The sequence below is a fragment of the Gordonia sp. 852002-50395_SCH5434458 genome (assembly GCF_001665905.1).
GTDB classification, from domain to species: Bacteria; Actinomycetota; Actinomycetes; order Mycobacteriales; family Mycobacteriaceae; genus Gordonia; species Gordonia jacobaea.
In genome coordinates this window covers 1-24,186 of sequence record NZ_LZTC01000004.1, presented here as the reverse complement: position 1 = coordinate 24,186, position 24,186 = coordinate 1, and the positions used below count along the sequence as shown (strand labels likewise).

General features: G+C 66.0%; 22 protein-coding genes and 1 pseudogene. 14 read left to right on the top strand and 9 right to left on the bottom strand.

Annotation, left to right across the window (positions count from 1 at the left end):
- The first annotated feature begins 19 nt into the window (after positions 1–19).
- The 5 genes from A5785_RS00710 (at position 20) to A5785_RS00690 (ending at position 6,960) form a co-directional block, all read left to right on the top strand.
- The gene (locus A5785_RS00710; RefSeq protein WP_268760681.1) at positions 20–1,600 is read left to right on the top strand and encodes a succinic semialdehyde dehydrogenase; all 1,581 of its coding nucleotides are present in this window, start codon (positions 20–22) and stop codon (positions 1,598–1,600) included.
- A gap of 77 nt (positions 1,601–1,677) precedes the next feature.
- Positions 1,678–2,889 carry a PQQ-dependent sugar dehydrogenase gene (locus A5785_RS00705; RefSeq protein WP_049700250.1) on the top strand — a complete coding sequence of 404 codons (1,212 nt, stop codon included), beginning with the start codon at positions 1,678–1,680 and terminating at the stop codon, positions 2,887–2,889.
- 46 nt (positions 2,890–2,935) lie between these two features.
- The gene (locus A5785_RS00700) at positions 2,936–3,739 is read left to right on the top strand and encodes a cyclase family protein (RefSeq protein ID WP_049700319.1); all 804 of its coding nucleotides are present in this window, start codon (positions 2,936–2,938) and stop codon (positions 3,737–3,739) included.
- Between the two features lie 122 nt (positions 3,740–3,861).
- On the top strand, positions 3,862–5,964 hold the full coding sequence (locus A5785_RS00695) for an ArnT family glycosyltransferase (RefSeq protein WP_049700318.1): 2,103 nt from the start codon (positions 3,862–3,864) through the stop codon (positions 5,962–5,964).
- 135 nt (positions 5,965–6,099) lie between these two features.
- Positions 6,100–6,960, top strand: coding sequence for an alpha/beta fold hydrolase (locus A5785_RS00690; RefSeq protein WP_049700249.1), 861 nt, complete (start codon positions 6,100–6,102; stop codon positions 6,958–6,960).
- A 23-nt stretch (positions 6,961–6,983) separates the two neighbouring features.
- Here A5785_RS00690 and A5785_RS00685 read toward each other — a convergent pair whose 3' ends face one another.
- Positions 6,984–7,706 carry a hypothetical protein gene (locus A5785_RS00685; RefSeq protein ID WP_231895399.1) on the bottom strand — a complete coding sequence of 241 codons (723 nt, stop codon included), beginning with the start codon at positions 7,704–7,706 and terminating at the stop codon, positions 6,984–6,986.
- Between the two features lie 121 nt (positions 7,707–7,827).
- Positions 7,828–8,520 carry a DUF6474 family protein gene (locus A5785_RS00680; protein WP_049700247.1) on the bottom strand — a complete coding sequence of 231 codons (693 nt, stop codon included), beginning with the start codon at positions 8,518–8,520 and terminating at the stop codon, positions 7,828–7,830.
- Between the two features lie 132 nt (positions 8,521–8,652).
- Between A5785_RS00680 and A5785_RS00675 the strand changes: the two genes are divergently transcribed.
- Complete coding sequence (locus tag A5785_RS00675) at positions 8,653–10,365, top strand: TM0106 family RecB-like putative nuclease (RefSeq protein ID WP_049700246.1); 1,713 nt, start codon at positions 8,653–8,655, stop codon at positions 10,363–10,365.
- On the opposite strand, the gene A5785_RS00670 is transcribed toward A5785_RS00675, so the two are convergent.
- Positions 10,315–11,238: a hypothetical protein gene (locus tag A5785_RS00670; protein ID WP_049700245.1), complete on the bottom strand. Its 924-nt coding sequence runs from the start codon at positions 11,236–11,238 to the stop codon at positions 10,315–10,317. The two genes, A5785_RS00675 and A5785_RS00670, sit on opposite strands and share 51 nt — an antisense overlap.
- A gap of 312 nt (positions 11,239–11,550) precedes the next feature.
- Here A5785_RS00670 and A5785_RS00665 point away from each other — a divergent pair, with 312 nt between their 5' ends.
- From A5785_RS00665 to A5785_RS00655, 3 genes are read left to right on the top strand one after another with little or no spacing between them, the layout of a single operon-like run.
- The gene (locus tag A5785_RS00665; RefSeq protein WP_442902828.1) at positions 11,551–12,090 is read left to right on the top strand and encodes a helix-turn-helix domain-containing protein; all 540 of its coding nucleotides are present in this window, start codon (positions 11,551–11,553) and stop codon (positions 12,088–12,090) included.
- Positions 12,091–12,111: 21 nt separating this feature from the next.
- Positions 12,112–12,654: a hypothetical protein gene (locus tag A5785_RS00660; protein WP_049700243.1), complete on the top strand. Its 543-nt coding sequence runs from the start codon at positions 12,112–12,114 to the stop codon at positions 12,652–12,654.
- Positions 12,655–12,665: 11 nt separating this feature from the next.
- Complete coding sequence (locus A5785_RS00655; RefSeq protein WP_049700242.1) at positions 12,666–13,859, top strand: MAB_1171c family putative transporter; 1,194 nt, start codon at positions 12,666–12,668, stop codon at positions 13,857–13,859.
- A gap of 25 nt (positions 13,860–13,884) precedes the next feature.
- On the opposite strand, the gene A5785_RS00650 is transcribed toward A5785_RS00655, so the two are convergent.
- The 3 genes from A5785_RS00650 to A5785_RS00640 form a co-directional block, all read right to left on the bottom strand.
- Entirely contained in the window at positions 13,885–14,646 is a 762-nt protein-coding gene (locus tag A5785_RS00650) for an SDR family NAD(P)-dependent oxidoreductase (protein ID WP_049700241.1), read from the bottom strand.
- A gap of 119 nt (positions 14,647–14,765) precedes the next feature.
- Positions 14,766–15,494 carry a TMEM165/GDT1 family protein gene (locus A5785_RS00645; RefSeq protein ID WP_049700240.1) on the bottom strand — a complete coding sequence of 243 codons (729 nt, stop codon included), beginning with the start codon at positions 15,492–15,494 and terminating at the stop codon, positions 14,766–14,768.
- Between the two features lie 119 nt (positions 15,495–15,613).
- On the bottom strand, positions 15,614–16,138 hold the full coding sequence (locus A5785_RS00640) for a hypothetical protein (RefSeq protein WP_049700317.1): 525 nt from the start codon (positions 16,136–16,138) through the stop codon (positions 15,614–15,616).
- 163 nt (positions 16,139–16,301) lie between these two features.
- On the opposite strand from A5785_RS00640, the gene A5785_RS00635 reads away from it, so the two are divergent.
- Together A5785_RS00635 and A5785_RS00630 are read left to right on the top strand one after the other, a co-directional pair.
- A complete protein-coding gene (locus A5785_RS00635; RefSeq protein WP_231894318.1) occupies positions 16,302–18,494 on the top strand; it encodes an ABC transporter ATP-binding protein in 2,193 nt (730 codons plus the stop codon).
- Complete coding sequence (locus tag A5785_RS00630) at positions 18,491–19,237, top strand: energy-coupling factor transporter transmembrane component T family protein (protein WP_049700316.1); 747 nt, start codon at positions 18,491–18,493, stop codon at positions 19,235–19,237. The genes A5785_RS00635 and A5785_RS00630 overlap by 4 nt, the downstream gene beginning before the upstream one ends.
- A gap of 502 nt (positions 19,238–19,739) precedes the next feature.
- On the opposite strand, the gene A5785_RS00625 is transcribed toward A5785_RS00630, so the two are convergent.
- Complete coding sequence (locus tag A5785_RS00625) at positions 19,740–20,369, bottom strand: superoxide dismutase (protein WP_005206140.1); 630 nt, start codon at positions 20,367–20,369, stop codon at positions 19,740–19,742.
- A gap of 267 nt (positions 20,370–20,636) precedes the next feature.
- On the bottom strand, positions 20,637–20,786 hold the full coding sequence (locus A5785_RS23410; protein WP_197494605.1) for a hypothetical protein: 150 nt from the start codon (positions 20,784–20,786) through the stop codon (positions 20,637–20,639).
- 127 nt (positions 20,787–20,913) lie between these two features.
- On the opposite strand from A5785_RS23410, the gene A5785_RS00620 reads away from it, so the two are divergent.
- A complete protein-coding gene (locus A5785_RS00620; protein WP_049700238.1) occupies positions 20,914–21,984 on the top strand; it encodes a winged helix DNA-binding domain-containing protein in 1,071 nt (356 codons plus the stop codon).
- 25 nt (positions 21,985–22,009) lie between these two features.
- On the opposite strand, the gene A5785_RS00615 is transcribed toward A5785_RS00620, so the two are convergent.
- A complete protein-coding gene (locus tag A5785_RS00615; protein ID WP_049700237.1) occupies positions 22,010–22,753 on the bottom strand; it encodes a VOC family protein in 744 nt (247 codons plus the stop codon).
- Between the two features lie 71 nt (positions 22,754–22,824).
- On the opposite strand from A5785_RS00615, the gene A5785_RS00610 reads away from it, so the two are divergent.
- Together A5785_RS00610 and A5785_RS00605 are read left to right on the top strand one after the other, a co-directional pair.
- Positions 22,825–23,667, top strand: a complete 843-nt coding sequence (locus A5785_RS00610) for a S49 family peptidase (RefSeq protein ID WP_049700236.1) — start codon at positions 22,825–22,827, stop codon at positions 23,665–23,667.
- 430 nt (positions 23,668–24,097) lie between these two features.
- A pseudogene (locus A5785_RS00605) lies at positions 24,098–24,186 on the top strand (rhodanese-like domain-containing protein); the annotation flags it as partial.

The following is a 24,186-nucleotide window of genomic DNA, read 5'->3' as shown; positions in this document are numbered from 1 at the left end:
GCCTATCGACACTCTCTCGATCACTTTCACGCAGCAGGAGGCTCCGATGCCCAAGCCAACACCCGACTACTTCGAACGACTCGGCGCATTGGTCGCGATCGACAACGCTGCCGCACGCCCGACCCGATCGATTCTCGAAGCGTTCAGCGGCGTCGAAATGGCGACCATCCCTGTCGGCACCGCCGAGGATCTCGAGACCGCGGTGTCGCGGGCGCGGGCCGCTCAGCAGGGGTGGGCCAAGCAGTCACCCGCGGAGCGCGCGAAGGTGCTCAAGAAGTTCTCCGAGTTGGTGTTCGCCAACGCGGCGTCGTTGATGGATATCGCGCAGGCCGAGACGGGCAAGGCTCGCTCGTACGCGCAGGAAGAGGTTGTCGACGTCGCGCTCACCGCGCGGTACTACGCGACGCACGGCCCGAAGATGCTCGCCGAGCGCAAGGTGCAGGGGATGCTGCCCGGTGCCACCAAGGTGCGGGTGCGGTATCAGCCCAAGGGCGTCGTCGGAGTGATCAGCCCGTGGAATTACCCACTGACACTTGCTGTTTCGGATGCGGTCGCGGCCCTGCTCGCCGGCAACGGCGTGGTGATCAAGCCCGACAGCCAGACCCCCTACTGCGCGCTGGCGCTGGCCGAGCTGCTCTACGAGGCAGGTCTGCCGCCCGCGCTGTTCGCGGTGGTCCCGGGCCCGGGAAGTGTTGTGGGACAGGCCATCATGGCGACCTGCGACTACGTGATGTTCACCGGATCGTCGGAGACCGGAGCCTCGCTCGCCGAGCAGGCGGGGCGTCGACTCATCGGCTTCTCTGCAGAACTCGGTGGCAAGAACCCGATGATCGTGACGGCCAACGCCAAGATCGACCACGCCGTCGAAGGTGCTGCGCGAGCGTGCTATTCGAACTCCGGTCAGTTGTGCATCTCGATCGAGCGACTGTACGTCGACAAGGCGATCGCCGACGAGTTCACCGAGAAGTTCGGCACCTTTGTCCGCAACATGAAGCTCGGAGCCAACTACGACTTCAACGTCGACATGGGGTCGCTGGCTTCGGCTGCGCAGGTCGAGACCGCAGAAGCGCACGTCGACGATGCGGTGTCGAAGGGCGCGACGGTGGTCGCGGGCGGCAAGCGCCGCGCCGACCTCGGGCCCTTCTTCTTTGAGCCGACGGTCCTGTCGGGCGTGACCGACGAGATGACCTGCTTCCGTAACGAGACATTCGGCCCGGTGGTGTCGGTGTATCCGGTCGACTCAACGGACGAGGCGATCAAGCTCGCCAACGACACCGACTACGGTCTCAACGCGAGTGTCTTCGCGGGCAGCAGCGACGAGGCGCAGGCGATCGCGGAGCAGTTGCGTGCCGGCACCGTCAACATCAACGAGGGCTACGCGGCAGCGTGGGCGTCGACCGCGGCCCCGATGGGCGGCATGGGAATCTCGGGCGTCGGCCGCAGGCACGGCGAAGAAGGGCTGCTCAAGTACACCGAGCCGCAGACGATCGCCGAACAGCGCTTCATCGGCATCGACAAGGCTCCCGGAGTTCCGAAGAGTGTCTACCGCGCAGTCACCCCGCTCGCTGTGCGATCGCTGAAGTTCCTGCCGGGCCGGTAAACGTCGGGATCTCCCGCTACGGGCGATTCGTCGGGTTCTCGACCCCCGGACGCATGTGAGCCGTTACGGTTGGCCTCATGTCGCCGCAGCGCAGCGTACTCAAAACCGGTGTGATCTCGTGTGTGGTCGCGGCCGGTGTCGCAGGAACCGTGGCGGGTGCCCCGTCAGCCGAGGCCGCGCCGCGCCTTGCGGTCAGTTCGATCGCGACCGGGCTGAGTCACCCCTGGGATATCGTCACCGCGCCAGACGGCACGGCCCTCGTCACCGAGCGTGCCGGCCGCTTCGTGGCCATCAGACCAGGGCAGGCGCCGAAGACCATCCGGGTCGACCTGAGCGCGCTCTGGGTGCACCGCGAAGCCGGACTCATGGGTCTCGCGGTTGATCCGGGATTCGCGCAGAATCGTCGAATCTATTCGTGTCAGGCCGAGAAGGCCGGCACCGGATCGTCGGTCGCGCAGGGCGCCAAGATTCCGCAGGGTGTCGGAAGCGTGCCGCTGCCGTGGCCGAACACCGGGCAGCAGGTCACGGTGGCATCGTGGCGGGTGTCGCAGGACTGGTCGAGTATGCAGCGCGAACGGACGGTGCTGGCGGGTATCCCGTTGAACGCGGGCGGCAGGCATGCGGGATGCGGATTGGCGGCGGCGTCGGACGGGACACTGTGGATCGGCACCGGCGACAATGCGACGGCCGAGTATTCGCAGAGTCGAAAGTCGTTGGGCGGCAAGGTCCTACACGTCAATGCCGCAACCGGCCGGCCCGCTGCCGGTAACCCCGACCCCGCAAGTCCGATAGCGACGCTCGGCCACCGCAACGTGCAGGGCATCGCGCTGCAACCGGGTAGCGGACGGGTCTACTCGATCGAGCAGGGCACGAGCGCCGACGACGAGCTCAACCTCATCCGACCGGGCGCCAACTACGGCTACCGGCCCGACCGCGCGCCGGTGATCTACGACGAATCGGTGCCGATGACCGACCCCACGCGCGTGCCGGGTGCGGTCGGTCCGATCTGGAAATCGGGCGCGCCGACGATTGCGACGCCCGCACTCCAGTTCTTGCCGACCACCGGCTGGGGCGAGTGGAACGGGGCGGTCGTCATCGCCGCACAGAAGGCCAAGAAGTTGGTCGTGGTGAAGCTCGACGACAGCGGGACGCGGGTCGTCGACGTCGAAGAGGCACTGTCGGATCGGTACGGGCGACTGCGCGCACTGGCCGTCGACAGAGACGGCTCGCTTCTCGTCGGCACCGACACCGGTAAGGATCAGATCCTACGAATCCGCCCGGGAGCCTAGGTGTTGTGTGCGCTGTCGGTGACGGCACTTGTGTGTGACGGCAAACGTGTGTGACGACGACGTGGTGCGGCACGCGCACGAGGAAGCCAGACGAGTCAGTCGTCGAACCGCGTTGCGGATGACCGCAGCGGCCGGTGTTGCGGCCGCGGGGGTCGGTGCTGCGTCGCGACCCGCGCGCGCGTCCGCGCAACCCGGCGCGACCCGGGTCGTGGATCTGACCCATCGGCTCGGACCGGGTTTTCCGATGTGGCCCGGCAACCCGCCGGTGGTCAGCGTGCAGACGTCCCGAGTAGGGCCCGGCAACTCGGGCTTCGCCACCAGGTGGATGTCGTTTGCAGAGCACTCGGGAACCCACGTCGACGCCCCTGCGCACAAGATCGCAGGTGGACGAACCGTCGACGCCATACCGGCGCGCGATCTCGTGGTGCCGCTGGTGGTGATCAGCATCGCGGCCGCCGCGCGCGGTAATCGACGCGCGGTTCTGACCGAACGCGACGTCGAGGAGTACGAACGCGTTCACGGTCGCATTCCGCCACGTGCGTTGGTGGCACTGCACTCGGGGTGGCAACCCGCGACGGGCGGAGCCGACGCGCCAGGGTTCGATCCCACTGCGGCGCAGATGCTGGTGACCGAACGGGGAGTGTCGGCGCTCGGGACCGACACGTTGAGCGTCGACATCAGGGGAGCAGTCGGTGCGCATACCGCGATTCTCGGTGCCGGGCGGTACGCCGTCGAGGCGCTGGCCAATCTGACGGACGTTCCGCCCGCAGGGGCGCGCGTCGTCGTGGGTGCGCCTCGGTTCGCTGGTGGAACCGGCGGTCCGGCGAGGGTGCTCGCACTCGTCGACTGACGGACGCGCGCGTTCACAGACTTCTCCCAGCGAGAGTCCAGGGTCGCGGTAGCGAGGTCTCGGAATCTGGTAGTCGAACCCGAACCGAGACTTCTGCCTCACACCGAGATTCTGGAGGAATGATGACCGCACTTCTGGAGCGGCGCGACGTATCGCCGCCCGCCGACGATTCACCACCGACGCCAAGGCGTCGCCGATTGGCAAGGCGTCCGCTGTGGTGGAGTCCGTTCGCGCTCGCGGGACTCCTCGTATCGACCGCGGTGCTCTACCTGTGGAATCTCTCCGCCAGCGGATACGGCAACACCTTCTACGCGGCCGCGGCGTGGGCGGGCTCGCAGAGCTGGAAGGCCTGGTTCTTCGGAGCGCTCGACCCGTCGAACTTCATCACCGTGGACAAGCCCCCGGCGTCGCTCTGGATGACGGGACTGTCGGTGCGCGTCTTCGGGATGAACAGTTGGGCCGTGTTGGTGCCGCAGGCGCTGATGGGCGTCGCGGCGGTGGCGCTGATGTACGCGACGATGCGTCGAGTGATCACCGATCCGAGGCAGGGGACCGCTGCGGGACTGATCGCGGGCGCGGTGCTCGCCTTCACCCCTGCGGCCGCGTTGATGTTCCGCTTCAACAACCCCGACGCACTGCTGGTGCTCTTGATGGTTGCCGCGGGGTACTGCCTGGCACGGGCGATCGCGACGAACTCCGGCCGGTGGCTGGCGCTGGTGGGTGTCGCGCTCGGCTTCGCATTCCTGACGAAGATGTTGCAGGGCCTGTTGGTGCTGCCCGCGTTCGGTCTCGCCTACCTGCTGTTCGCAAACAACGGTTGGCTCAAGCGAATCGGGCAACTCGTCGTCGCGGCTGTGGCTCTCGTGGTGTCGGCCGGATGGTTCGTGGTGGCGACGATCCTGACACCTGCCAGCTCACGTCCCTACATCGGCGGCTCGACGAACAACACGTTCATGGATCTCGTCTGGGGCTACAACGGCGTCGGACGCATCAGCGGCGGTTCGGGCGGAGGCCCTGGCGGCGGCGGTGGTGGCGCAGGAGGTTCGTTCGGCGGATCGACGGGCCTGAGTCGGCTCTTCAGCTCGGAGATGGGCAACGAGATCTCATGGTTGCTCCCTGTCGCGCTCTTCGCCATTGCCTTCTGCGTGTACCTGATGATCCGCAGCTTCCCGATCTTCAACTATCGCAACGGTATTCATCGCACCGAGGCCGGCGCGGTTGTCGCCTGGGGTGGCTGGTTGCTGATCACCGCGATGATCTTCAGCTACATGAGCGGCACCATCCATCCCTACTACACGGTGGCGCTGGCGCCTGCTGTTGCCGCGATGGTTGCGCTCGGTGGAGTATTCGCGTGGCGTCGTCGAGCCAACTGGGACGGCCGAATCGCGTTGAGCGCCATGATCGGTCTGGCAGCATGGTGGTCGATCGTCCTGCTCAACCGCAACGAATGGGGTCCGGTCTGGTGTAGGTGGGTTATCGGCGCTGTGGCCGTGCTCGCAGTGATCGGCGTGCTCGCCGGAGGTGCGCTCGGACTCAAGAAGCTGTTCGTGGCTTCGGTGATCGCGGGAGCGATCGCGGGATTCGCAGGGACAGCGGCATTCTCGATCGCCACGGCCGCGACGGCACACCACGGGTCGATCCCGACAGCAGTACAGACGAGCGGCGTTCAGGGTGGCATGGGCGGACCGGGCGGGGGCGGTCCGAGCGGCTCGCGAGGCGGCAGCGCACAGAACGGCGGCGCGCAGAATGGCACAGCGCAGAACGGCACCGCGCAGTCGGGTTCGGGACAGCCGGGAATGGGTCAGCCTCCCAACGGAACTCAGTCGAACAGCGGGAATCAGTCCAACGGCGGAACCCAGAGCACGCGCTCGTTCGGTGGCGGCATGGGTACGGGCGGTCCGGGCGGCGAGTCGTCGACCAATGCCGAACTGGTGAAACTGCTCCAGAACACCAACAGCACCTGGGCGGCGGCGACCAACGGCTCGCAGTCGGCGGCGAACATCGAGATCGCGACGGGGAAGTCCGTCATGGCGATCGGCGGGTGGAGCGGCGATCCCGCACCGACGCTCGACGAGTTCAAGCAGTACGTGAAGGAAGGCAAGATCGCGTACTACATCGGCGGTGGTCAGGGTGGCCCCGGAGGCAACTCCGCGATCTCCACCTGGGTGGCCCAGAACTTCACTGCCACAACGGTCGGAGGCACCACGGTCTACAAGCTGACGTGACACGCCACGAGTTGACGTAGGGTCAAAGCACCATCGGCGGCCCACCTTTCGCGCCGAGCGCGGGGGTGGGTCGCCGATGTCGTCAGGCGATGCGGACACACGCCGAGCAGAAGCCGACCGAGCATTTGGAGAGCCATGACCGAGAAGATCACCGAGTTCAGCCGAGACGGATGGACCTTCGACGTCGTCGATTCCGGTCCGATACCCGGTGCGGCGTCGGACATTCCGGTGATACTGCTGCACGGCTTTCCGGAGCGGGCGTCGTGTTGGGAGGACGTGACACCGCTGCTCAATGAGCGCGGATTGCGCACCGTCGCACCCGATCAGCGTGGCTATTCGCCTGGCGCGCGGCCACAGTCGGTGCGCGACTACAGAATTGACGAACTCGTCGACGACGTCATCGCGTTGGCGGATGCGCTCGACGCGCCACGTTTCCACCTTGTCGGGCACGACTGGGGCGCGGCGGTCTCGTATGCGGTCGCAACCCGTCACCCTGATCGGGTGGCCACGTTGACGACGTTGGCCGTTCCACACACCGGTGCCTTCTTGCGTGCAATGCCCCGCGGCCAGGCGTTGAAATCGTGGTACATGGGGTTCTTCCAACTGCCCAAGGTGCCCGAGAAGTTGATTGCGTACGGCGCGAAGCACGGCGGCGGCGCGGGTGGGCGACTGGAGATGTATCCCGGCTTCTCCGAACGACTCTCACGCGAGATCGTCGACTACGGCGCACTCACCGGAGGGATCAACTGGTATCGCGCAATGCGGTTCTCGTCGATCGGTTCGTTGGCAGGAGACAAGGTGCGGGTGCCCACCACCTACCTCTACGGCGACAAGGATCGCTTCTTGAGTAAGGCGGGGGCGCGCGCGTGCTCTGAATTCATCGACGCCCCATACGAATTCGTGGTCTTGCCAGGCGTCGACCATTGGATGCCGCAGCGTGCTCCCGAGGCGATCGCCGACGCGATCACCGCGCGGGTGGAGTCCCTGCAGGACTGAGACTCTGCTGACGGACTGAGAAGCTACTGGCGGTGCCGTCGCCAGCGCAGCACGACCAGTAGTGCGATCGCGAGCGCCGCGAGTGCTCCGCTGATCGCCCCGAATGCGATCGGCATCGCCGGGTTCGTCGCGGGAACCTCTGTCCGCCCCGAGCTGATGCGCGCGAAACCCGCTCTCGCGGCGTCGGATTCGGCAACGGGATCGGATGTCGCCGGTGCCGGTGCCGCAGGCGCTGGGGCCGGCGCAGACTCCTGGACACCCGGGGGCTCGGAAGCCGGAGTCGATTGCGCATCCGCCTCGAACAAGGTCGGTTCGTCCGCCGCAGCAGCCGCGGGAGGAGTTGTCTTCGGGGGAGCCTTCTTCTCCGCGGCCTTGGTCGGCGGTGCCTTCTTTGCTGCGTTCTTTGCCGCAGACGGAGTCGCGGCGCCCTTCGCCGGGGCGCTCTTCTTTGCCGCGGTGGTCTTCTTCGCTGTGGTCGCCTTTTTTACCGGCGCGCTCTTCTTGGCTGCAGGCGCCTTCTTCGCAGGAGTGCTCTTCTTGGCGGGCGCTGCTTTCTTCGCCGCGGGAGAGGCCGGGGAGGACTCATCAGCAGGGGACTTCTCGGCAGGAGACGTATCCGCAGTCGACTTCTCGGCGGGCGACGCTTGCGCGGGCGCGGCCTTCTTGGCGGCGTCGTTCGTCTCGTCGGCGGCAGGTGTGCGCGACGCGTCGTCGGACGGTGTTTCGCCGGAAGTCGGGTCTGTCATGTCGGGACGCCCCCTGGGGTCGGTCTGGATGGTCCTCATCGTAAGCGCGGCGTCGAAGCAGTTGGAGATGTTCGAGCCGTTGGTGATGTTCGACGCCGCGCGAGGGTTGCGTGCGGTGTTGCTACGTGCGGACGCCGAGTCGGGCCATGATGTCGGCGTCGATGGCGCTCAACTCGTTCTCGACCGCCCTGTGTGCGGTCTTGCGCTGCTGCGCCGGCATCGGCTCGGCGGCGTCGACGGCGATGGCGAGATTGTCGAGGCGAGCGGTCATGGCGTCGACGAACTGCTTGGTGTCCGACGACGTGTCCTGCGCGGATACCTTCTGCAGTGACGTGCGCAGGGCCTCGATGCGGGCCAGTAGGGGCGCGCCGCTGCCCGAGTACTTGACCAACTGTGCCGGCGACACGCCGATGCGCTTGGCTTGGAGTTCGGTGATTTTGCCGCGGCCGGCGACGGCGAGGCGGTAGATCACGGGCACTGCGATGGGCGCGACGAGGCGTGTGACGGTGAGGAACCGCTTGACGCTCGCGGGGCTGAACGGCTTGGCGTCGGCAGTGGCTTTCGCTTTCGCGGCAACGGTTTTCGCCTCGGCCTTGGCCACCTTCTGAGCCGCCTTTGCCTCGGCCTTCAAGGTCTTGCGCTGTGCCTTGAGTTCCTTCTCGACGATCTTCTTGCGTGACTTGCGCAGTTCCTTGGACGCCCTGCGCCTGTCCTTCGCGGCCAGCTTCGCGTCGAGCTTCGCCTTGGCCTTGAGTGCCTTGGTTTCTGCGCGTCGTTGAGCACGAGTCTTACCGTCGGACGAGAACAATCCCATGCGGGCACCTTTCCCTGCGCCAGTTTGCTACAAGCATTGCATAGGCTCGATACAGACCGATCACATCCGTCGCACCGGCGGTGTGATCGACAGCCCAGATGTCTGATGAGCCGGTGAGAATCGAGGTGGGGTGTGGCCGCGGCCGTGTTGCATCCGCGCGACCTGGCGGGATGCGAGCATCGGGTCGCCCTGGACTTCAGCCATCCCGACCTCGTCCGCGGCCGTGCAGACACCCCCGAGGCCGCCCGTCGCAAGGAGTCCGCGCAGCTACGGCGTGAGCGTATCCGCGACTTTCTCCTCGGACTCCACAGCGGCGAACCGTCGAACACGTTTGTTGTCGTCGGCGACGGGCCACACTCAGAGCGCGTTGCTGCCACCCGAGAGGCTTGCTCGTCGGGTGCGCGGTGGATCTGGAATGCGACGCTGCCGACAGACCGCGAACACGGCAGACGAGGGCATTCAGAGCTCCTGCTGCGCGTCGGCGAGGCCGACGACGCGGCGTCGGGCTACATCCCGATCATCGTGGTGAACCATCGCGTGACGTATCCGGCGAAGAACCCGCGTCTGCACACCGCCGAGGTACCGACCCTCGTCACCAGTCCGCTGTGGGGGTGGATTCCGGCGCCCGACCCGTTCCGATCACCCCGAAGCAACCGCCGCGACCAGCTACGACTGGCGCATTTGACGCAGATGCTCCTCGACGAGGGACTCTCGCCCGACGTCGAAGAAGACGAGTTGCGCGCGGGGGTCATCGGACTCGACGCCGACTGCATCGTCGTGCACAGGGTAGGGACGTCGCTGCCCGACTATCGCGAGGTATTCGACCGTAGGCAGCGCGTCGCGGCGGGGGAGATCGCGACCACGCCGCGTCGGATCGGTGAGTGCCGCGGGTGCCCGTGGTGGGGTCGGTGTGGCCCTGAGCTGGAGGAACGTCGGGATGTCAGCCTCGTCGCCAACGGCAACCAGGGCGACGCGTTGCGCGCAGTCGGGATCACGACCATCGATCAACTCGCCCGCTTCGACGGCGACCCGCCGGCAGACTGGCCCGCCAACCAGAGCTTCGACGACGCGGTGATCTGCGCGATTGCGTGGCTCGCCGACATTCCGCTCGTCCGTCGCGTCGAGGAGCCGACTGTCGCGCGGGCCGACGTCGAGGTCGACGTCGACATGGAGAGCTTCGGCGAGGACGGCGCGTATCTGTGGGGCACGCTGCTGACCGACAACACCGACCCTGGTCGGGACGTCGTCTATCGCGGATTCGCCACCTGGACACCGCTGCCGACGGCCGACGAGGGCCGGGCGTTCGCCGAGTTCTGGACGTGGTTGATGGCCGAGCGCGCCGACGCCCACGCGGCAGGCAAGACCTTCGCCGCGTACTGCTACTCGCAGCAGGCCGAGAACAGGTGGCTGCGCGCGTCTGCCGAGAGGTTCAGTGATCAGCCGGGTGTGCCGACGCCGAACGAGGTCGAGCAGTTCATCGCGTCCGACGAGTGGGTCGACATCTTCGAGGCGGTGGGACGCAACTTTGTCGCACCGAACGGCAAGGGGCTCAAACGTGTTGCGCCCGTTGCCGGTTTCGGGTGGCGCGATGCTGAGGCCGGGGGCGAGGCGTCGATGGACTGGTACCGACGGGCGGTCGGGATCGGGGGCGTCGACGTCGACCTGAGTCAGCGTTCCCGCCTGCTCGAATACAACGAGGACGACGTGCTCGCCACGAAGGTCCTACGCGAGTGGATGGACGGCTCGGCCGTCGACGAGCTCCCGTTCGCCGACGACCTACTCGCTTTCCGACGCTCAGGCGCGAGTCGAGCGGAGGGCGTCGAGGAACGAACCGCTTCCGAGTAGCGCGACAGCGCCGAGAAGCAGCAGTGCGCCCGGCGCGATATCGGCGATGAAGCCCGTGAAGCTGCTCAGGCTGATGCCACCCGACGTCGCCGGCGCCGGTGATGCCTGCGCGGCGGCCGGGCCGGAGCCGCTGCCGTTGGTCGACGCCGAACCACCACCCTGTGTGCTCGAGGTGCTGCCCGGCTGCGAGCTGTTCGCCGACGATCCGCCGCCGGTCGAGGGACTCTGGGGCTGCGCGGGCGCAGCGGCGGGCGGCGCGGCCATCGGGACCGCGAACGCGGCTGCGGGAGGTTGCGCGGCCGGTCCGGGTGCGCTGCGGCCGGGACCGGGATTCGACGGTCCGGAACCTCCGGGTGGGCTGGGCGGTGGGTTGCCGCCCGGGCCCGCACCCGAGCCGGCGTGGGTTGTCGCGGTGGTCGGCGAGGTCTTGGTGCTCGTTGTGGTGCCGGGCTTGGTTGGGGCGCCGGGGTCGGTTGAGGTGCTCGGGTCCGTGGTTGTGCTCGGGTCCGTGGTGGTGCTCGGGTCCGTGGTGGTGCCGGGGATGGACGGCGTTGTCGACGACCCGTCGGTCGTCGTCGGATTCGCGGTAGTCGAGTTCTCGCCGGTCGTGGGGTCGACTGTGGCCGTCGGTTTCGGCGTGTGGGTGTGATGGTGGCCGTGGCCGCCGCCTTGATTGCCGCCGCCGTGATTACCGCCGCCGTGCGAGCTGGAGTGGTCGGAGCCGCCGTGTCGGGAACCCGAGTCGGTGTCGGGTCCGTCGGCCCAGCCGATGCCGCTGCCGATGGCCAAGAGAAGTGCTGCGGACAGTGCGAGAATCAACGCAGGGGTGCGCGGCCGCCTCGGGCGGCGGTTGCTGCTGACGCGATGCGTCATACTGCGCTCCTGTCGGTTTCACGTCGTGATCGGCCGAGTAAACGGTACCGTGGTCCACATAACGGCGGATCCTGTGATCAGATCGAGATGAAATGTTCACCCGCGGGGAGGTGTTCGTGATCAAACTGTGAATAATGCCACAGGGCGTTAAGGTAATGGTGTTGTGGCTGGTTGCCAGCTCGCACACGGGGGGACGTTGTGCGTCTAGCATGCCCATCGTTGCATTGGGGATGCGTGTCGGGCTTTAATGTTTGCAAGTTCAAATGTCGGCTTTCGGAGAGTTGAATGACTTCACAAGGGACGGATAACCCCATGGGTGACGCCGGTAGGGGTGGGTCCGACGAACGCTCCACGTCCGTCGATCCGGGTTTATTTGCTCGACGGCTCGAAGAGCTGTTTCGTACGGTGCCAGGACCCAACGGACGCGCGTACAGCGCCAAGGCGATCGCAGCCAGGAGTACGGAGCGCGGATTCGGGCTGGGCGAGTCGTACCTCAGTCAGCTTCGTTCGGGTAAGGCCAAGTCGCCGTCGTTCAGGACGGTCGAGGGAATTGCTGCAGCTTTCGGGGTGGATGTCCACTACTTCCTCGAAGATCGCGCAGCGCAACGTACTCGCGACGAGATCGATTTGATGCGGCTTCAGGCCGACACCGACGTCCAGCTCGCGGCGTTCCGACTGGCCGGACTGTCGAGTGATTCGGTGACAGTGGTCAACGAGCTGATCAAGGTTCTGCGCGAGCAGCAGGGGCTGCCGAAGGATCCGCCAGACGTCGTCGCTGCCGGTTTGACCGACGACGAGGTAGACGCCATCGAGGCGCGCCTTCGCGTCGTCGGCTTGTCCAACGACGACTAGTACTGACGTCCCCGCGGCATCGTGACGTCGAACAAGTCGGTCGATGAGGGTTCCCGCCGCAGTCAGCGGGCGCTGTGGGCACTGGTTCGCCGGTCGCTCGACGGCCTCGACCTCGACCTTCCGCTCGACGTCGGCCAGCTCTGCGAGCGGTACGGCGAGCGGCGGGGACGTCCGATCCGGCCACTCCCGTACGCGCTACCCGCGGGAATGCCAAACGGTGTCTGGTTGGCGGCCAAAGACGCCGACTACTTCTTCTATCAGGAGAACACGTCGTCGTTGCACCGAGATCAGATCATCGTGCACGAGTTCGGTCATCTCATCGCAGGTCACCAGATGCTCGGCGAGGCGTCACTGACCGGGCCATTGGCGGCTTCCGGCGACGAATCCGACGCCGCGCTGCGTCGAACGTGCTATTCCGACGACCGCGAGTGGGAAGCCGAGACGTTGGCTTCTATGATTCTGACGTGGGCACAGTCGGCGGGTAACAGCGTCGGGACGACGGCCGACAACAAGGAAGTGCGGGGCCTACAGCGGCTCCTCGGGGGTCATAAAGGCTGGCTGTGAGGTGACTTCAGATGACCGACGTGATCAATCTCGTCGCGCTCGTCGCCTTCGTGCTTGCGCTGTGTTGGCGTCTGGACAAGATCAGGCGGGGTAGCGGCGGCCTGCAGGCCATCGCGATGACGGTGGCGATTGCTGCGCTGACGCTGGCGTTCGTGGTCAGCACCAGGACGAGCGCGCACTTCCTCGACGAACACGTCTATGCGGGTAGTTCGCGCTGGTTGTACTACGCCCTGCTCGCACTCGGTGTGGCGGCATTGGTCATCGTGTTCTTCTTCCCCACCGCTCGCGCCAGTCGCGAGCGGCGTGCCGGTCACGAAGCCTTCCCACTTGTCGTCGCACTGATCGGCCTGCAGGTTGCGTTGGTGTTCACCCCGGACTCGTTGCGCACGTCGTCGGTCAGCGAGTGGAGCTTCAAGAACTGGGGATTTGCGCTCTTCTACATCATTGCCAGCGCGTATCTCGCGTACGGATTCGGTGCGTGCGTGCGCAATGTGTTCAAGTTCTATCGAGTGTCGCAGGGGTACCTCCGGTTCTCGCTCGCGCTGCTCCTCACGGGTTTCGGTTTGCTCGCTTTTGCGTCCGTCCTGCAGGTACTCGCGGTCGTCGGAAGTGCGAGCGGTCTCGTCGGAGCGGTCAATTCGCTGATCGCGGTGCGGACGCTCGACATCGTCGGGATCGTCGCATTCCTGCTGGGCATCAGCTTTCCGATGCTGCATTCGCGGTGGACCGAGTTGGCCGCACGGCGTCGTCATCGGCGTGCCGTCGCAGCTCTCGAACCGTTGTGGAGCCTTGTGACGAGCGCGATCCCCGAGGTCGTGCTGCCTGAGGCGGGCAAATCGCCGACGCGACGCCTGCACCGTCAGGTCATCGAGATTCGCGACTCGCTCACGCAGTTGAGCCCGCTGGTTCCCGAGGAATTCGACGACGTCGACGACGAGGTGAAGGTCGCGATGCTGCGCGACGCCGTCGAGGCCTACCGCGACGAAGGCGGAGCGTCGGGGCCGGTGCGCCCCATGGTGCCCGCTGACGGAACCGGACTCGACGCCGAGGCCGCACCCCTCATCCGACTGTCACGGTTCGTCGTCGAGGATTCCGGGCGCGACGATCCCGCCGACGACGATCCTGCCGACTACTTCGAAGGGTCCGGCGATCCTGGCCATGGGCCGCGGCCGCCAGCCGTGCGCGGGGTCGAGGCTCGCGACTGACCCCGCACAAGACGGTCGGTGCAGCTCAGCGAGGCGCCATCCGGAGTGCGCCGTCCATTCGGATGGTCTCGCCGTTGAGGTAGTTGTGCTCGACGATGAACTCCGCGAGCTGGGCGTACTCTGCCGGCTCGCCGAGGCGGTGCGGGAACGGAATGGCCTCGGCCAGCGTCTTCTGGAACTCCGGGGTGATGCCCGCGAGCATCGGCGTGCTGATCGTTCCCGGCGCGATGGTGCAGACGCGAATGCCGACGCGTGCGAGGTCGCGCGCCGCCGAGATCGTCATTGCGTGAACGCCGCCCTTCGACGCCGCGTACGCGATCTGACCGATCTGGCCCTCGAATGCCGCCACCGATGCGGTGTTGACGATGACGCCGCGTGCGCCGTCGTCATCCACGGTCGATTCGTCCTTCATCTGGTTGGCAGCGAGCCGCATGACGTTGAACGTGCCGACGAGGTTGATATCGATGATCTTGCGAAACAGGTCCAGATCGTGCGGACCATCCTTGGTCAGGATGCGCGACGCCCAGCCGACCCCCGCGCAGTTGACCGCAACACGAAGTGGAGCACCGGCCGCGGCGATGGTGTCGATGGCCGACTGCACCTGCGCCTCGTCGGTGACGTCGGTGGGGATCAGGGTGATGCCATCGGTCGGCTCGGCCTTGTCGATCGACGGCTGCAGATCAAGGCCGAAGACCTGTGCGCCCGCGGCAGCGAACCGGGCGGCCGTCGCGGCTCCGAGTCCGGATGCGGCGCCGGTGACGAGTACAGAAGAGCCGGAGATATCCATCGGGGTTTCCCTTCGTTCGGTAGCTGATCTGCCTCACCATAAATGGTGGGCTCAGCACAGTTAGTAGGAACCCCTACTAAAACCGACCGATCGCTCGGGAAACTACAGGCTTTGCGGTATCACTCCTGGTCAGATGCATGCCCGCTATGTGCGGGTTCTGCTGCGGGTGCCGTTGCGGCCAGCGCCGCCGCGCGGTGGACCCGGTGGATGTAGTACGAACCGATTCCAACGATGGCAACCACAGCCGACAGCGTTGCGATGACCGTGACAGACGACGAATCGCGCAGACCCTCGAAGAGAAGCCATGCGGCAAACCCGAAGAAGAGCACGGACGCGCCGATCGCAATGGTTCGCTCGGGCAGGTGCTTGCCGAGGAGTGCGCCAACAGCGATGGCCAGCGCGTCGGCGGCGACCATGCCGATCGTCGAACCGATCCACACGCCGAGCCAGTCGCTGTGGGCTGAGAGTGTGATGGTGGCGAGCATCGTCTTGTCGCCGAGTTCGGCGAGGAAGAACGACGACATCACCGCGAAGAACACCGACTTGCCGACGCGATCGGCTTTGCCTTGCTCGGAGTCGTCGAGGCTGTCGCCGCGAAGCGTCCAGAGGCCGAAGATCAACATTGCGATACCCGCGACGATCGACATGACGTTCGTCGGGATCGACAGGCCGAGGAAATGGCCGAAGAACACGGAGACCGCGTGGACGGCGGTCGTGGCAACGGTGATCGCGAGCAGGACGATCCACCACTTGTAACGCAGGGCGTACGTCATGGCCATCAGCTGCGACTTGTCGCCCAGCTCGGCGACAAAGATCACGCCGAAGCTCAACAGGAGGGCAGCAATCATGAAGTCGAGGTTAGCCAGACCTCAACTGCGATTGCAACAGATCGCAAACCCGCATTTGTGCAGGTAGGGGGCACAAAATCCGAAGTTCGGGTACCCGTCAAACGGCCGTTCGGACTCTCTCAGGCGACGAGCAGCATCGCCAGGACAGCGGTGTCGGGGTCGGCGTTGGGGTCGATCCCGACTTTGTTGCGCAGGTTGACCACCGTGCCGTCGGCTTCGGCTTCGGCCCACCCGGCACGGTGTTCGAGTCCGAGTTCCGGCAGTCCGGGAAGCAACACACAACCCGACGCGACGTCGGCGCATTCGGGAAGCGAGGGACGGGTGCGCGACGGCGGATGCAGCATCACCAACGCGGGTGGATTGCTGTCGAGCCGGCCTGCTTCGACAAAGCTGTCGTCGACGACGTTTCCGATCGCGACCATCATGCCCACGGCGGGTTCGTCGAGGTCGTCGGGGTGTTCTTCGACGACTCGAAAGATCGTCGTGGTGGGTAGGAAGCCGGGGCGGCACGCGATCCGCACCGAGGCGACGAGCGTCTGGGTCCACTCGAGGGTCGATTCCGGCCAGCGTCCGGAGATGAGGATTCCGTTGAGATGCCCGTGTTGTTGAACCGGTGTGAGTCCGATCGGGACAGAGGACTGCATGTTCTGACCTCCCTGTTCGTGAGATGAGAATCCACCCACTGCGCGGCGTCGTCCAGTCGAAGCGCCGTGTTGTGACGCTTCGTTTACACGAAGTAACGGCAGACGCGGCCCAGGCGTGGTCGGGGTCACCAGGCACTATGGATACGTGCACTCACCGTCCGAAATGCCCGACGCAAAGACTCGCGGCGCGTTGCGTCCGCTCGAGATCGCCTGGATCGCGATCTTCGGTGGCCTTGCTGTCGCGGCGGTCGTCATCGGATCGGTCATCCCGCTGGCCAGCGCTGTTCGTGTGCTCGCGCCTGTTCCGCTCGCGTTGATCGGGGCCCGTACTCGGCCCCGCGCGATGGTCGCGGCGACCGTATCCACCGCGGCCGTGAGTTTCGCGATGGCCGGAACCAGGGCGGCGACCGCACTGCTCGCCGCTGCAGTCGTCGGAGGCATCGTCGGCGAGATCAAACGACGCGGACACGGTTGGCCGACGCTTTTGGGGGTGTCGGCGCTAGCGGCTCCTCTGATCGGCGGTGTGTCGGTCGTCGTCTTGCTGGTGCTGGTGCCGCTGCGCGAGTTGGTGATCAAAGCGACGACGAACACCATCGGCGGACTCGCCAAGTGGGTCGAGAAGGTGCCGTCGGCGCAGCCGTTGGCCGACGGCATCAACGGGCTACGCCACAGCATCGAGCAGTACTGGTGGGTCTGGATCTGGGTAATGGGCGGCGTGGGAACCTTCATCACGATGGTGGTGGCCTGGTGGATTCTGGGTGCGGTGATCGATCGGCTCGCCGACATCCCCAGCGAAGACACCCTCGACGACGCCGTTGACGACGATCGGCCGGTGGTACCCCTGCCACTCGAGCTCGACCGCGTCGGGTTCTCCTACCAGCCGGGTGGACCCGAAGTCCTCGCCGACATCGAGCTCCGGATCGAACCGGGCGAGTTCATCGCTGTCGTGGGAGCAAACGGGTCGGGCAAGTCGACGCTCTCGAAGATCCTGGCGGGTCGGCGCCCGACGAGCGGAGCGGTGCACAGGCCCGGCGCCGCGGGGCTCGGTATGCACCGCGGAACGGCGATGGTGCTGCAGCGTCCCGAGACGCAGATGCTCGGCGCGCGCGCTGCCGACGACGTCGTATGGGGACTGCCGGAGGGAACCGAGGTCGACGTCGACGGTCTGCTGGCCGAGGTGGGACTGGCGGGGCTCGGCGACCGCGAGACGTCCGACCTCTCCGGCGGTCAGCAGCAGCGGCTGTCCATCGCGGCTGCTCTCGCTCGCGATCCTGCGCTGCTCATCGCCGACGAGGTGACGTCAATGGTCGACCCTGCCGGTCGCGCCGAACTCCTCGAGGTACTCAGCGATCTTCCGCGCACTCGCGGTATCGCCGTCGTCATGATCACCCACAGGGCGATCGAGGCGGTCGCCGCCGACCGGGTCGTGCATCTCGTGGCGGGTCGCATCGTGCCGTATCGCCCGAATTGGTTGTCGGAGTTGCACGAGGTCGAGGCGGGAGCCGCCAAGAGGTTCGAACTCGACGCGTCGTGGCACGAGGCGTCGAGCGGGGACGTGGTCTCGGGGCCGGAGCCGACGAGCGAACCTGTGCTGTCGTTGAGCGGCGTCGGACACACGTATCTGCGCGGATCGCCGTGGGAAGTGAACGCACTCCACGATGTGAACCTCACGGTGCATCGGGGCGAGGGACTGTTGATTGTCGGCGGAAACGGTTCCGGCAAAACAACTCTCGCGTGGATCATGGCAGGACTCATCGAGCCGACCGAGGGCAGTTGCCTGCTCTACCTCCCGGAACGACCTGGGCAGGGTGAGCCGGTGAGCAAGCACGTCGGCGAGGTCGGGCTGGCGTTCCAACACGCGCGGCTGCAGTTGCAGAAGCAGAACGTCGGCGACGACATCATGGCGGTGGGCGGTCTCAAGATCGGCACGACCGAGGTGGCGCACACGCTCGAATCCGTCGGCCTCCCACGGACCATGGCGATCCGTCGGGTCGACGCGCTCAGCGGCGGGCAGATGCGACGTGTCGTGCTCGCCGGACTGATCGCGCGAGCGCCCCAGGTGATGATCCTCGACGAACCGCTCGCAGGTCTCGACCCCGTGGCGCGCGACGACGTCGTGGCACTGCTGGCGAGACTTCGCGCCGGCGGGATGACCATTGTGATCATCTCGCACGACTTCGCCTCACTGGGCCAACTGTGTACCCGACGCGTGCGCCTGGCCGACGGAACACTGGTGCCCGACCCGGCGCCCGGATACGACCCGGCGGGCCCAGATCACTACACAGGGCCAGAGAACCCGGCAGGCCCAGGAAGCCCCGCTGGCGCAGATAGCCCGACGCAATGGAGGATGCCATGAGCATGCGGACCATCCCGCTGCGGCAGGTGCCCGGCGACTCTCCGATTCACCGACTTTGGGCGGGCACCAAGCTGATCGGCGTGTTCGTGCTGGGGCTGATGACCGTGGTGCTGCCGACCTGGCCGTCGTTGGGGCTCGTCGCCGGGGTCATGCTGGTCACCGCCATCATCGCCGGAATCCCCGTCGGTGCGCTTCCCCGACCGCCCTGGTGGTTCTGGGGACTGATCGCCGTCGGCGCCGGGGTCAATGCGTCGTTCGGTCTCGAGGCGATCATCCTCTTCCTCCGTGCCACCGCATTGGGGCTGGTGCTGGTCGCGAGTTCGATCCTGGTCATCTGGACGACCCCGATGGCCGAGGTCGCCCCTGCTCTCTCACGGCTGATGTGGCCGCTGCGAAAGCTGAAGATGCCGGTCGACGAATGGGCCGTGTGCATTGCCCTCTGTCTACGTGGCCTGCCGCTGCTGATCGATGAGATCCGACTACTCGTCGCGGTCCACCGCCTTCGCCCGACATCGGGGCGGTCGGATCACCCGTCGGCCGAGATGGGGATCATGGACATGGTGACCGCGGCGATGTCGTCGGCGCTGCGTCGGAGTTCGGAGATGTCGGAGGCGATCACCGCCCGCGGCGGCACCGGCCGACTCACCGCGACGACGGCCGGCCCGCACCGGCGCGACGTGATCGCGCTCGTGCTGCTGGCGCTCGTCTGCGCCGTGGCGATCACGCTCTCCGTCGTGCTGTAGGTGGCCTCGACTGTCGAGATCACTCCCGCTGGTTGAGCGGACGGGAACTCGACCAGCCCCACGCCCGATCCGTATGACATTGGGCCGCGGTTTTCGGGCTGCGCGTCATACTGATCGGCGGCGTCGACCCGGGTTCAGCGGCCTGGCCTGTCGAGGTCACTTCCGCGGGGTGGGCCCTGTTTCCGCTGGTTGAGCGGGCGCGAGCGCAGCGAGCACCCGAGTCGAAACCACCTTCGCGGGCACAGTCGACTGCGGGGCGGTGGTCTCGACAAGCTCGACCAGCGGGGACGTGCTCGACGAGTGGGTGGTCTCGACAGGCTCGACCAGCGGTGGGAGCTCGACCAGCGGTGGGAGCTCGACGAGTGGGTGGTCTCGACAAGCTCGACCGGCGGAGCCGCTTGACCAGCGAGAGATCAGCTCGGCCGCCAAACGCCCGCAACGCAACGCGGCGGCCACCCGAAGGTGGCCGCCGCGTGTGGTTCGCGTGTGTTTACCTGCTAAATCAGGCCGGGACGACCAGGCCGGGGCCCTGCTTCGTCGCGGTGGCGAAACGCTCAGCGGCGTCGGCCCAGTTCACGACGTTCCACCATGCCTTGACGTAGTCGGGCTTGACGTTCTGGTAGTCGAGGTAGAAGGCGTGCTCCCACATGTCGAGCAGAACGATCGGGATGATCGCGGCGGGGATGTTGCCGCTCTGATCGGTGAGCTGCAGGATCACCAGGTTGCCTGCGATGGTGTCGTAGCCCAGGATCGCCCAGCCCGAACCCTGCAGCGTGGTGGCAGCGGCGGTGAAGTGCGCCTGGAACTTGTCGAAGCTGCCGAACTGCTGATCGATCGCGGCGGCGAGGTCGCCTTCCGGCTTGTCGCCACCGTTGGGCGACAGGTTCTTCCAGAAGATGGAGTGGTTGGTGTGACCGCCGAGGTGGAAGGCGAGGGTCGCCGAGAGTCCGTAGACCTTTCCGGCGATGCTGCCGTCCTCACGAGCCTCGGCCAGCTTGGCGAGGGTGTCGTTGGCGCCCTTCACATAGGTCGCGTGGTGCTTGTCGTGGTGGAGCTCCATGATCCTGCCGGAGATGTGCGGCTCGAGTGCCGCGTAGTCGTATGGAAGATCCGGCAAGGTGTATTCAGCCACGGGTTTCCTCTCTCTGCTCAAACCTTCGAGTCTGTGCTCAACCTGCGAGCGTTCATACCGTCGGGCACTGCTTCGGCTACTGCTCTTGGGCTCGCGCGGGGCCTTCACTGAGTGTTGTGGACGCTCGCGCGGGTAGTTCCAGCCTTCCGCAGACAGTGGGGGAATGCAACAAACACGACCCAACTAACTTCAAGTCGGGTTGAAGTATCAGAAGGCCTATGTGAGCCGGACGCCAACGAGAAGGGCTGCGCCCCAATGGGATTGATGTCAGTAGAGAATCAGCGCGAAGAGGAGCACCAGTAACGCGACGACGCTGAGTCCAATGGTGATGCACGACTGTCGGACGTTGTAGGCCGCGCTCGGAACACCGCGACGCGATCGCGTCACCCGTGATTGTCCCGAAGCGTTAACGGCCATGGAGAACCTCGTCCCGAGTTGTCGATCGTGTGCGGCTGCGCGTTGCCGGTGCGACGCCAGAACCAAGAATAGTGACTGGCATCACAGCGATGTGCGATTAGCCAGAATAGTAGACACACTTCACGCTATGACTCAAATCACGCCGAGGCAGGCCAACCGGACCCTGCTCTCGCGGCAGCATCTGTTGACCAGAGTCGACGACGACGCCATCGAGGTCATCGACCGCATCGTCGGTATCCAATCGCAGGATCCGTCGAGCGCTTTCTATGCGCTCGCGTCGCGGATCGACGAATTTCAGCCCGACGAGCTCGACGCTCTGCTCACCGACCGCGAAGTGGTCAGGATCGCGCTACTGCGAAGCACCGTCTTCTTGCTCGACGGTCTCGACGCACGATGGATTCGTGCGCTGGCACAAGACACGATCGACGCCGGAGTGCGCTCCAACCGAAGCCACGCGCTCGTCTCGTCGACGCCCGAGGCGGTTCACGCCGACGCCGCGGAGCTACTCCGCGGTCGAGCACTCGGCGGTGCCGAGTTGAAAAGCCTATTGGCGCAACGGCATCCGGACGAAGATCCGGCTGCGCTCTCCGCCCATGCGCGGTGTGGACTGCCGCTCGTCCAAGTGCCTCCGCGGGGATTGTGGAAGGGCAGCGGCGCGCCCACCTATCAACTCCTCGACGACTGGATCGGTCCCGGTGAGCCGGCCCTCGTCGGCGACGACGCTCGAAAAGAGTTGATACGCCTGTATCTTCGCGGCTTCGGTCCTGCCTCGGCCAAGGCGATCGCGACGTGGTCGGGGCTCACGCGCCTGCGCCCACTGCTCGACGAGATGGCCGCCGATTGGGAACTCGTGGAACTGGAGGGACCCGCGGGTGAGGTCCTCTTCGACCTCGACGGCCTCGCACTCGCCGACCCGGACGAACCGGCGCCGGTGCGGTTGATCGCACCCTTCGACCACATCCTCGTCGCACAGGCCGACCGCTACCGGATCGCCGACGACGCCGCCTACCGACGCACCGTCACACCCAACGGCCGCTCGCCGGGGTTCGTGCTTGTCGACGGCCGGCTCGCCGGGACGTGGCGCCCGGGCGACGGACCCGACGTCGACGTAGAGCTGTTCTCCGAACTGACCCGGGCGCAGCGCGCAGAACTCGACGCCGAGGTCGAGCGCCTGCGTGAGTTCAGAGCGAGCCGCTGACACCGCTCGGCCGGCTCGAGTCGTGCTAGTCGCCGGTACGCGGATTGCGGGACGTGATGCAGTACGGCCGCCCGACTGGATCGGCCATGACCGTCCAATTGTCGAAACGTTCGACGACCCGCGCACCCCAGTCCTCGTGGCGAGCCACCTCCTGCTGCACCGAGTTCGTTGCAAGATCGACGTGCCCGGTGGCCGACATCTGGCCGTCGGGGTTGACTCGCTGAAGCAGGATTCCGACGGCCAGGTGCGGATCGCGTTGTAGCCGAACGAATTCGGGCCGTGAGACGGGCTGCGTCGGCCTGCCGGTGAGCCGCGCCCAGAAGGTGAGTTCACGGTCGAACAGACTCGCGGGCACGTCGATGCACACCTGGTCGATGATGCTGATCGTGTCGTCGGGCCATCGGATGGGTCGTGACCTCGACGACTCGCCGGCCCAGTCGACGAGGCAGAAGATGAACCCCGCGGGCGATTCGAGCACGAGGAGCTCGCCGAGGTCGTCGCGAATGTGAGCGCCGAGTTCGACGGCCTCGAGCGCAGATGTCCTCGGGTCGTCGACATGGAGGTCGAGGTGCACGCCGCCCGGGCCGGACCCGACCCGCTGCACACGCAGGTGCGGGTCACCGTTGAACGGTTCGAGGGTTGCGAATTCGCGGTGGTCGCCGCGTGGCGGTGACACCGTACTGCCGGCGATCGCACGCCAGAACGTGACCTCGTCGCCGAACTGGTCGGCAGGAAAATCCAGAAACGCCGTGAGCCACCGGATGTCCACGGCTCCAGAGTCTACGGTCGGCTCGAGCGTCGCGTCGGGGGGTGTCGGACTCGCGCACTAGACTCGATCCAATGAATGGGCCACTCGGCGAGATCGTCAAGAAGTTCCAGAAGTCCCGCGCAGACAAGGTTGCGGTGGTGCGCCTCGATGGCGTCATCGGACATGTCGGGGCGGGTCGCGGGATGACCATCGACTCGGTCGAGCCGATGTTCAAACGCGCCTTCGAGACCGAGCGCGTCAAGGCCGTCGTGATCGTCATCAACTCGCCGGGGGGTTCGCCCGCGCAGTCGGAGTACATCGCCGAGCGAATCCGACAGCTCTCATCCGAGAAGGGCGTGCCGGTTCTGGCGTTCTGTGAAGACATCGCGGCGTCCGGTGGCTACTGGATCGCGTGCGCGGCCGATGAGATCTTCGCCGCGCACACCTCACTCGTCGGGTCGATCGGCGTTGTCTCGTCCGGCTTCGGCTTCAACGAGGTGATCGACCGGCTCGGGGTGCAGCGTCGGCTCTACACCGCGGGCGACAACAAGGCCAGGCTCGATGCCTTCTCTCCCGAGAACGCCGACGACGTCGAATGGCTCAAGGGAATGCAGTCCGAGCTGCACCAAGCGTTCATCGCGTGGGTCAAGCAGCGGCGTGGAAAGAAGCTCGCCGGTACCGACGAGGAGTTGTTCAACGGCGACATCTGGATCGGCGCGAAGGCCCGCGACGTCGGGCTCGTCGACGGCATCGGAGTGATGCGGTCGGTGGTGGCAGAACGCTACCCCGACGTCGAGATCACGGTGATTTCCGCCCCGAAGCCGATCCTCGCTCGGCTGCTCAGCGGCCCGTCGGGTGCAGCTGCGCTGACCGATGCTGTCGTCTCGGGAGTTCTATCCGCTGTGGAGAAAACTCAGCGGATCGAGTTTCGCTGAGCAAACCATCCACAGTTGTCCCCACGTTATCCACAGGGCTTGTGATCTTGACCAGATCGTTTACGACGGCGCCGACAATTTCACTGATGTGAAGAGAATATGCTGGCTGACCTGCTGATTAGTGACAGGCATCACACGTTGTGGACACCCGAGCTCGAGTTGTCCACAAATCCACAGCCTCATTCACAGGTTGACACTCGTCCGAGTTGTCTAAAGCGACGCTTGTCAAACCGGCATGTGGATAGCATTATGCAGACATACATAGCGGGATGTGGATGGCGTTCGCGCGTCCGCACGCTGTCAAATTGCGCGTCCCGCGCACGACGGACACGCTCGAAGCATCAGCGAGCCTCGACGAGACCGTGACCGTCGGGTTCAGGCGAGGTGGCAGTTCCGCCCCTGCGCGATGTGCCAACATGGAAACGTGAGCATGGGCGACATTCCACAGGTACCGGTGACCGAGTTGCCGGACGACTTCACCGACGAGCCCGGCCGCGTTCTCCTCGACGTGCGCGAGGA

What these genes read in the sequence shown, in the direction of transcription:
- A5785_RS00705 (WP_049700250.1), top strand. Translation starts at nt 1,678, where the DNA reads ATGTCGCCGCAGCGCAGCGTACTCAAAACCGGTGTGATCTCGTGTGTG.
- A5785_RS00630 (WP_049700316.1), top strand. Translation starts at nt 18,491, where the DNA reads ATGAGCATGCGGACCATCCCGCTGCGGCAGGTGCCCGGCGACTCTCCG.
- A5785_RS00685 (WP_231895399.1), bottom strand. Translation starts at nt 7,706, where the DNA reads ATGACAGACCCGACTTCCGGCGAAACACCGTCCGACGACGCGTCGCGC.
- A5785_RS00640 (WP_049700317.1), bottom strand. Translation starts at nt 16,138, where the DNA reads ATGCAGTCCTCTGTCCCGATCGGACTCACACCGGTTCAACAACACGGG.
- A5785_RS00695 (WP_049700318.1), top strand. Translation starts at nt 3,862, where the DNA reads ATGACCGCACTTCTGGAGCGGCGCGACGTATCGCCGCCCGCCGACGAT.
- A5785_RS00620 (WP_049700238.1), top strand. Translation starts at nt 20,914, where the DNA reads ATGACTCAAATCACGCCGAGGCAGGCCAACCGGACCCTGCTCTCGCGG.
- A5785_RS23410 (WP_197494605.1), bottom strand. Translation starts at nt 20,786, where the DNA reads ATGGCCGTTAACGCTTCGGGACAATCACGGGTGACGCGATCGCGTCGC.
- A5785_RS00690 (WP_049700249.1), top strand. Translation starts at nt 6,100, where the DNA reads ATGACCGAGAAGATCACCGAGTTCAGCCGAGACGGATGGACCTTCGAC.
- A5785_RS00650 (WP_049700241.1), bottom strand. Translation starts at nt 14,646, where the DNA reads ATGGATATCTCCGGCTCTTCTGTACTCGTCACCGGCGCCGCATCCGGA.
- A5785_RS00665 (WP_442902828.1), top strand. Translation starts at nt 11,551, where the DNA reads ATGGGTGACGCCGGTAGGGGTGGGTCCGACGAACGCTCCACGTCCGTC.
- A5785_RS00680 (WP_049700247.1), bottom strand. Translation starts at nt 8,520, where the DNA reads ATGGGATTGTTCTCGTCCGACGGTAAGACTCGTGCTCAACGACGCGCA.
- A5785_RS00635 (WP_231894318.1), top strand. Translation starts at nt 16,302, where the DNA reads ATGCCCGACGCAAAGACTCGCGGCGCGTTGCGTCCGCTCGAGATCGCC.
- A5785_RS00670 (WP_049700245.1), bottom strand. Translation starts at nt 11,238, where the DNA reads ATGACGCATCGCGTCAGCAGCAACCGCCGCCCGAGGCGGCCGCGCACC.
- A5785_RS00610 (WP_049700236.1), top strand. Translation starts at nt 22,825, where the DNA reads ATGAATGGGCCACTCGGCGAGATCGTCAAGAAGTTCCAGAAGTCCCGC.
- A5785_RS00645 (WP_049700240.1), bottom strand. Translation starts at nt 15,494, where the DNA reads ATGATTGCTGCCCTCCTGTTGAGCTTCGGCGTGATCTTTGTCGCCGAG.
- A5785_RS00655 (WP_049700242.1), top strand. Translation starts at nt 12,666, where the DNA reads ATGACCGACGTGATCAATCTCGTCGCGCTCGTCGCCTTCGTGCTTGCG.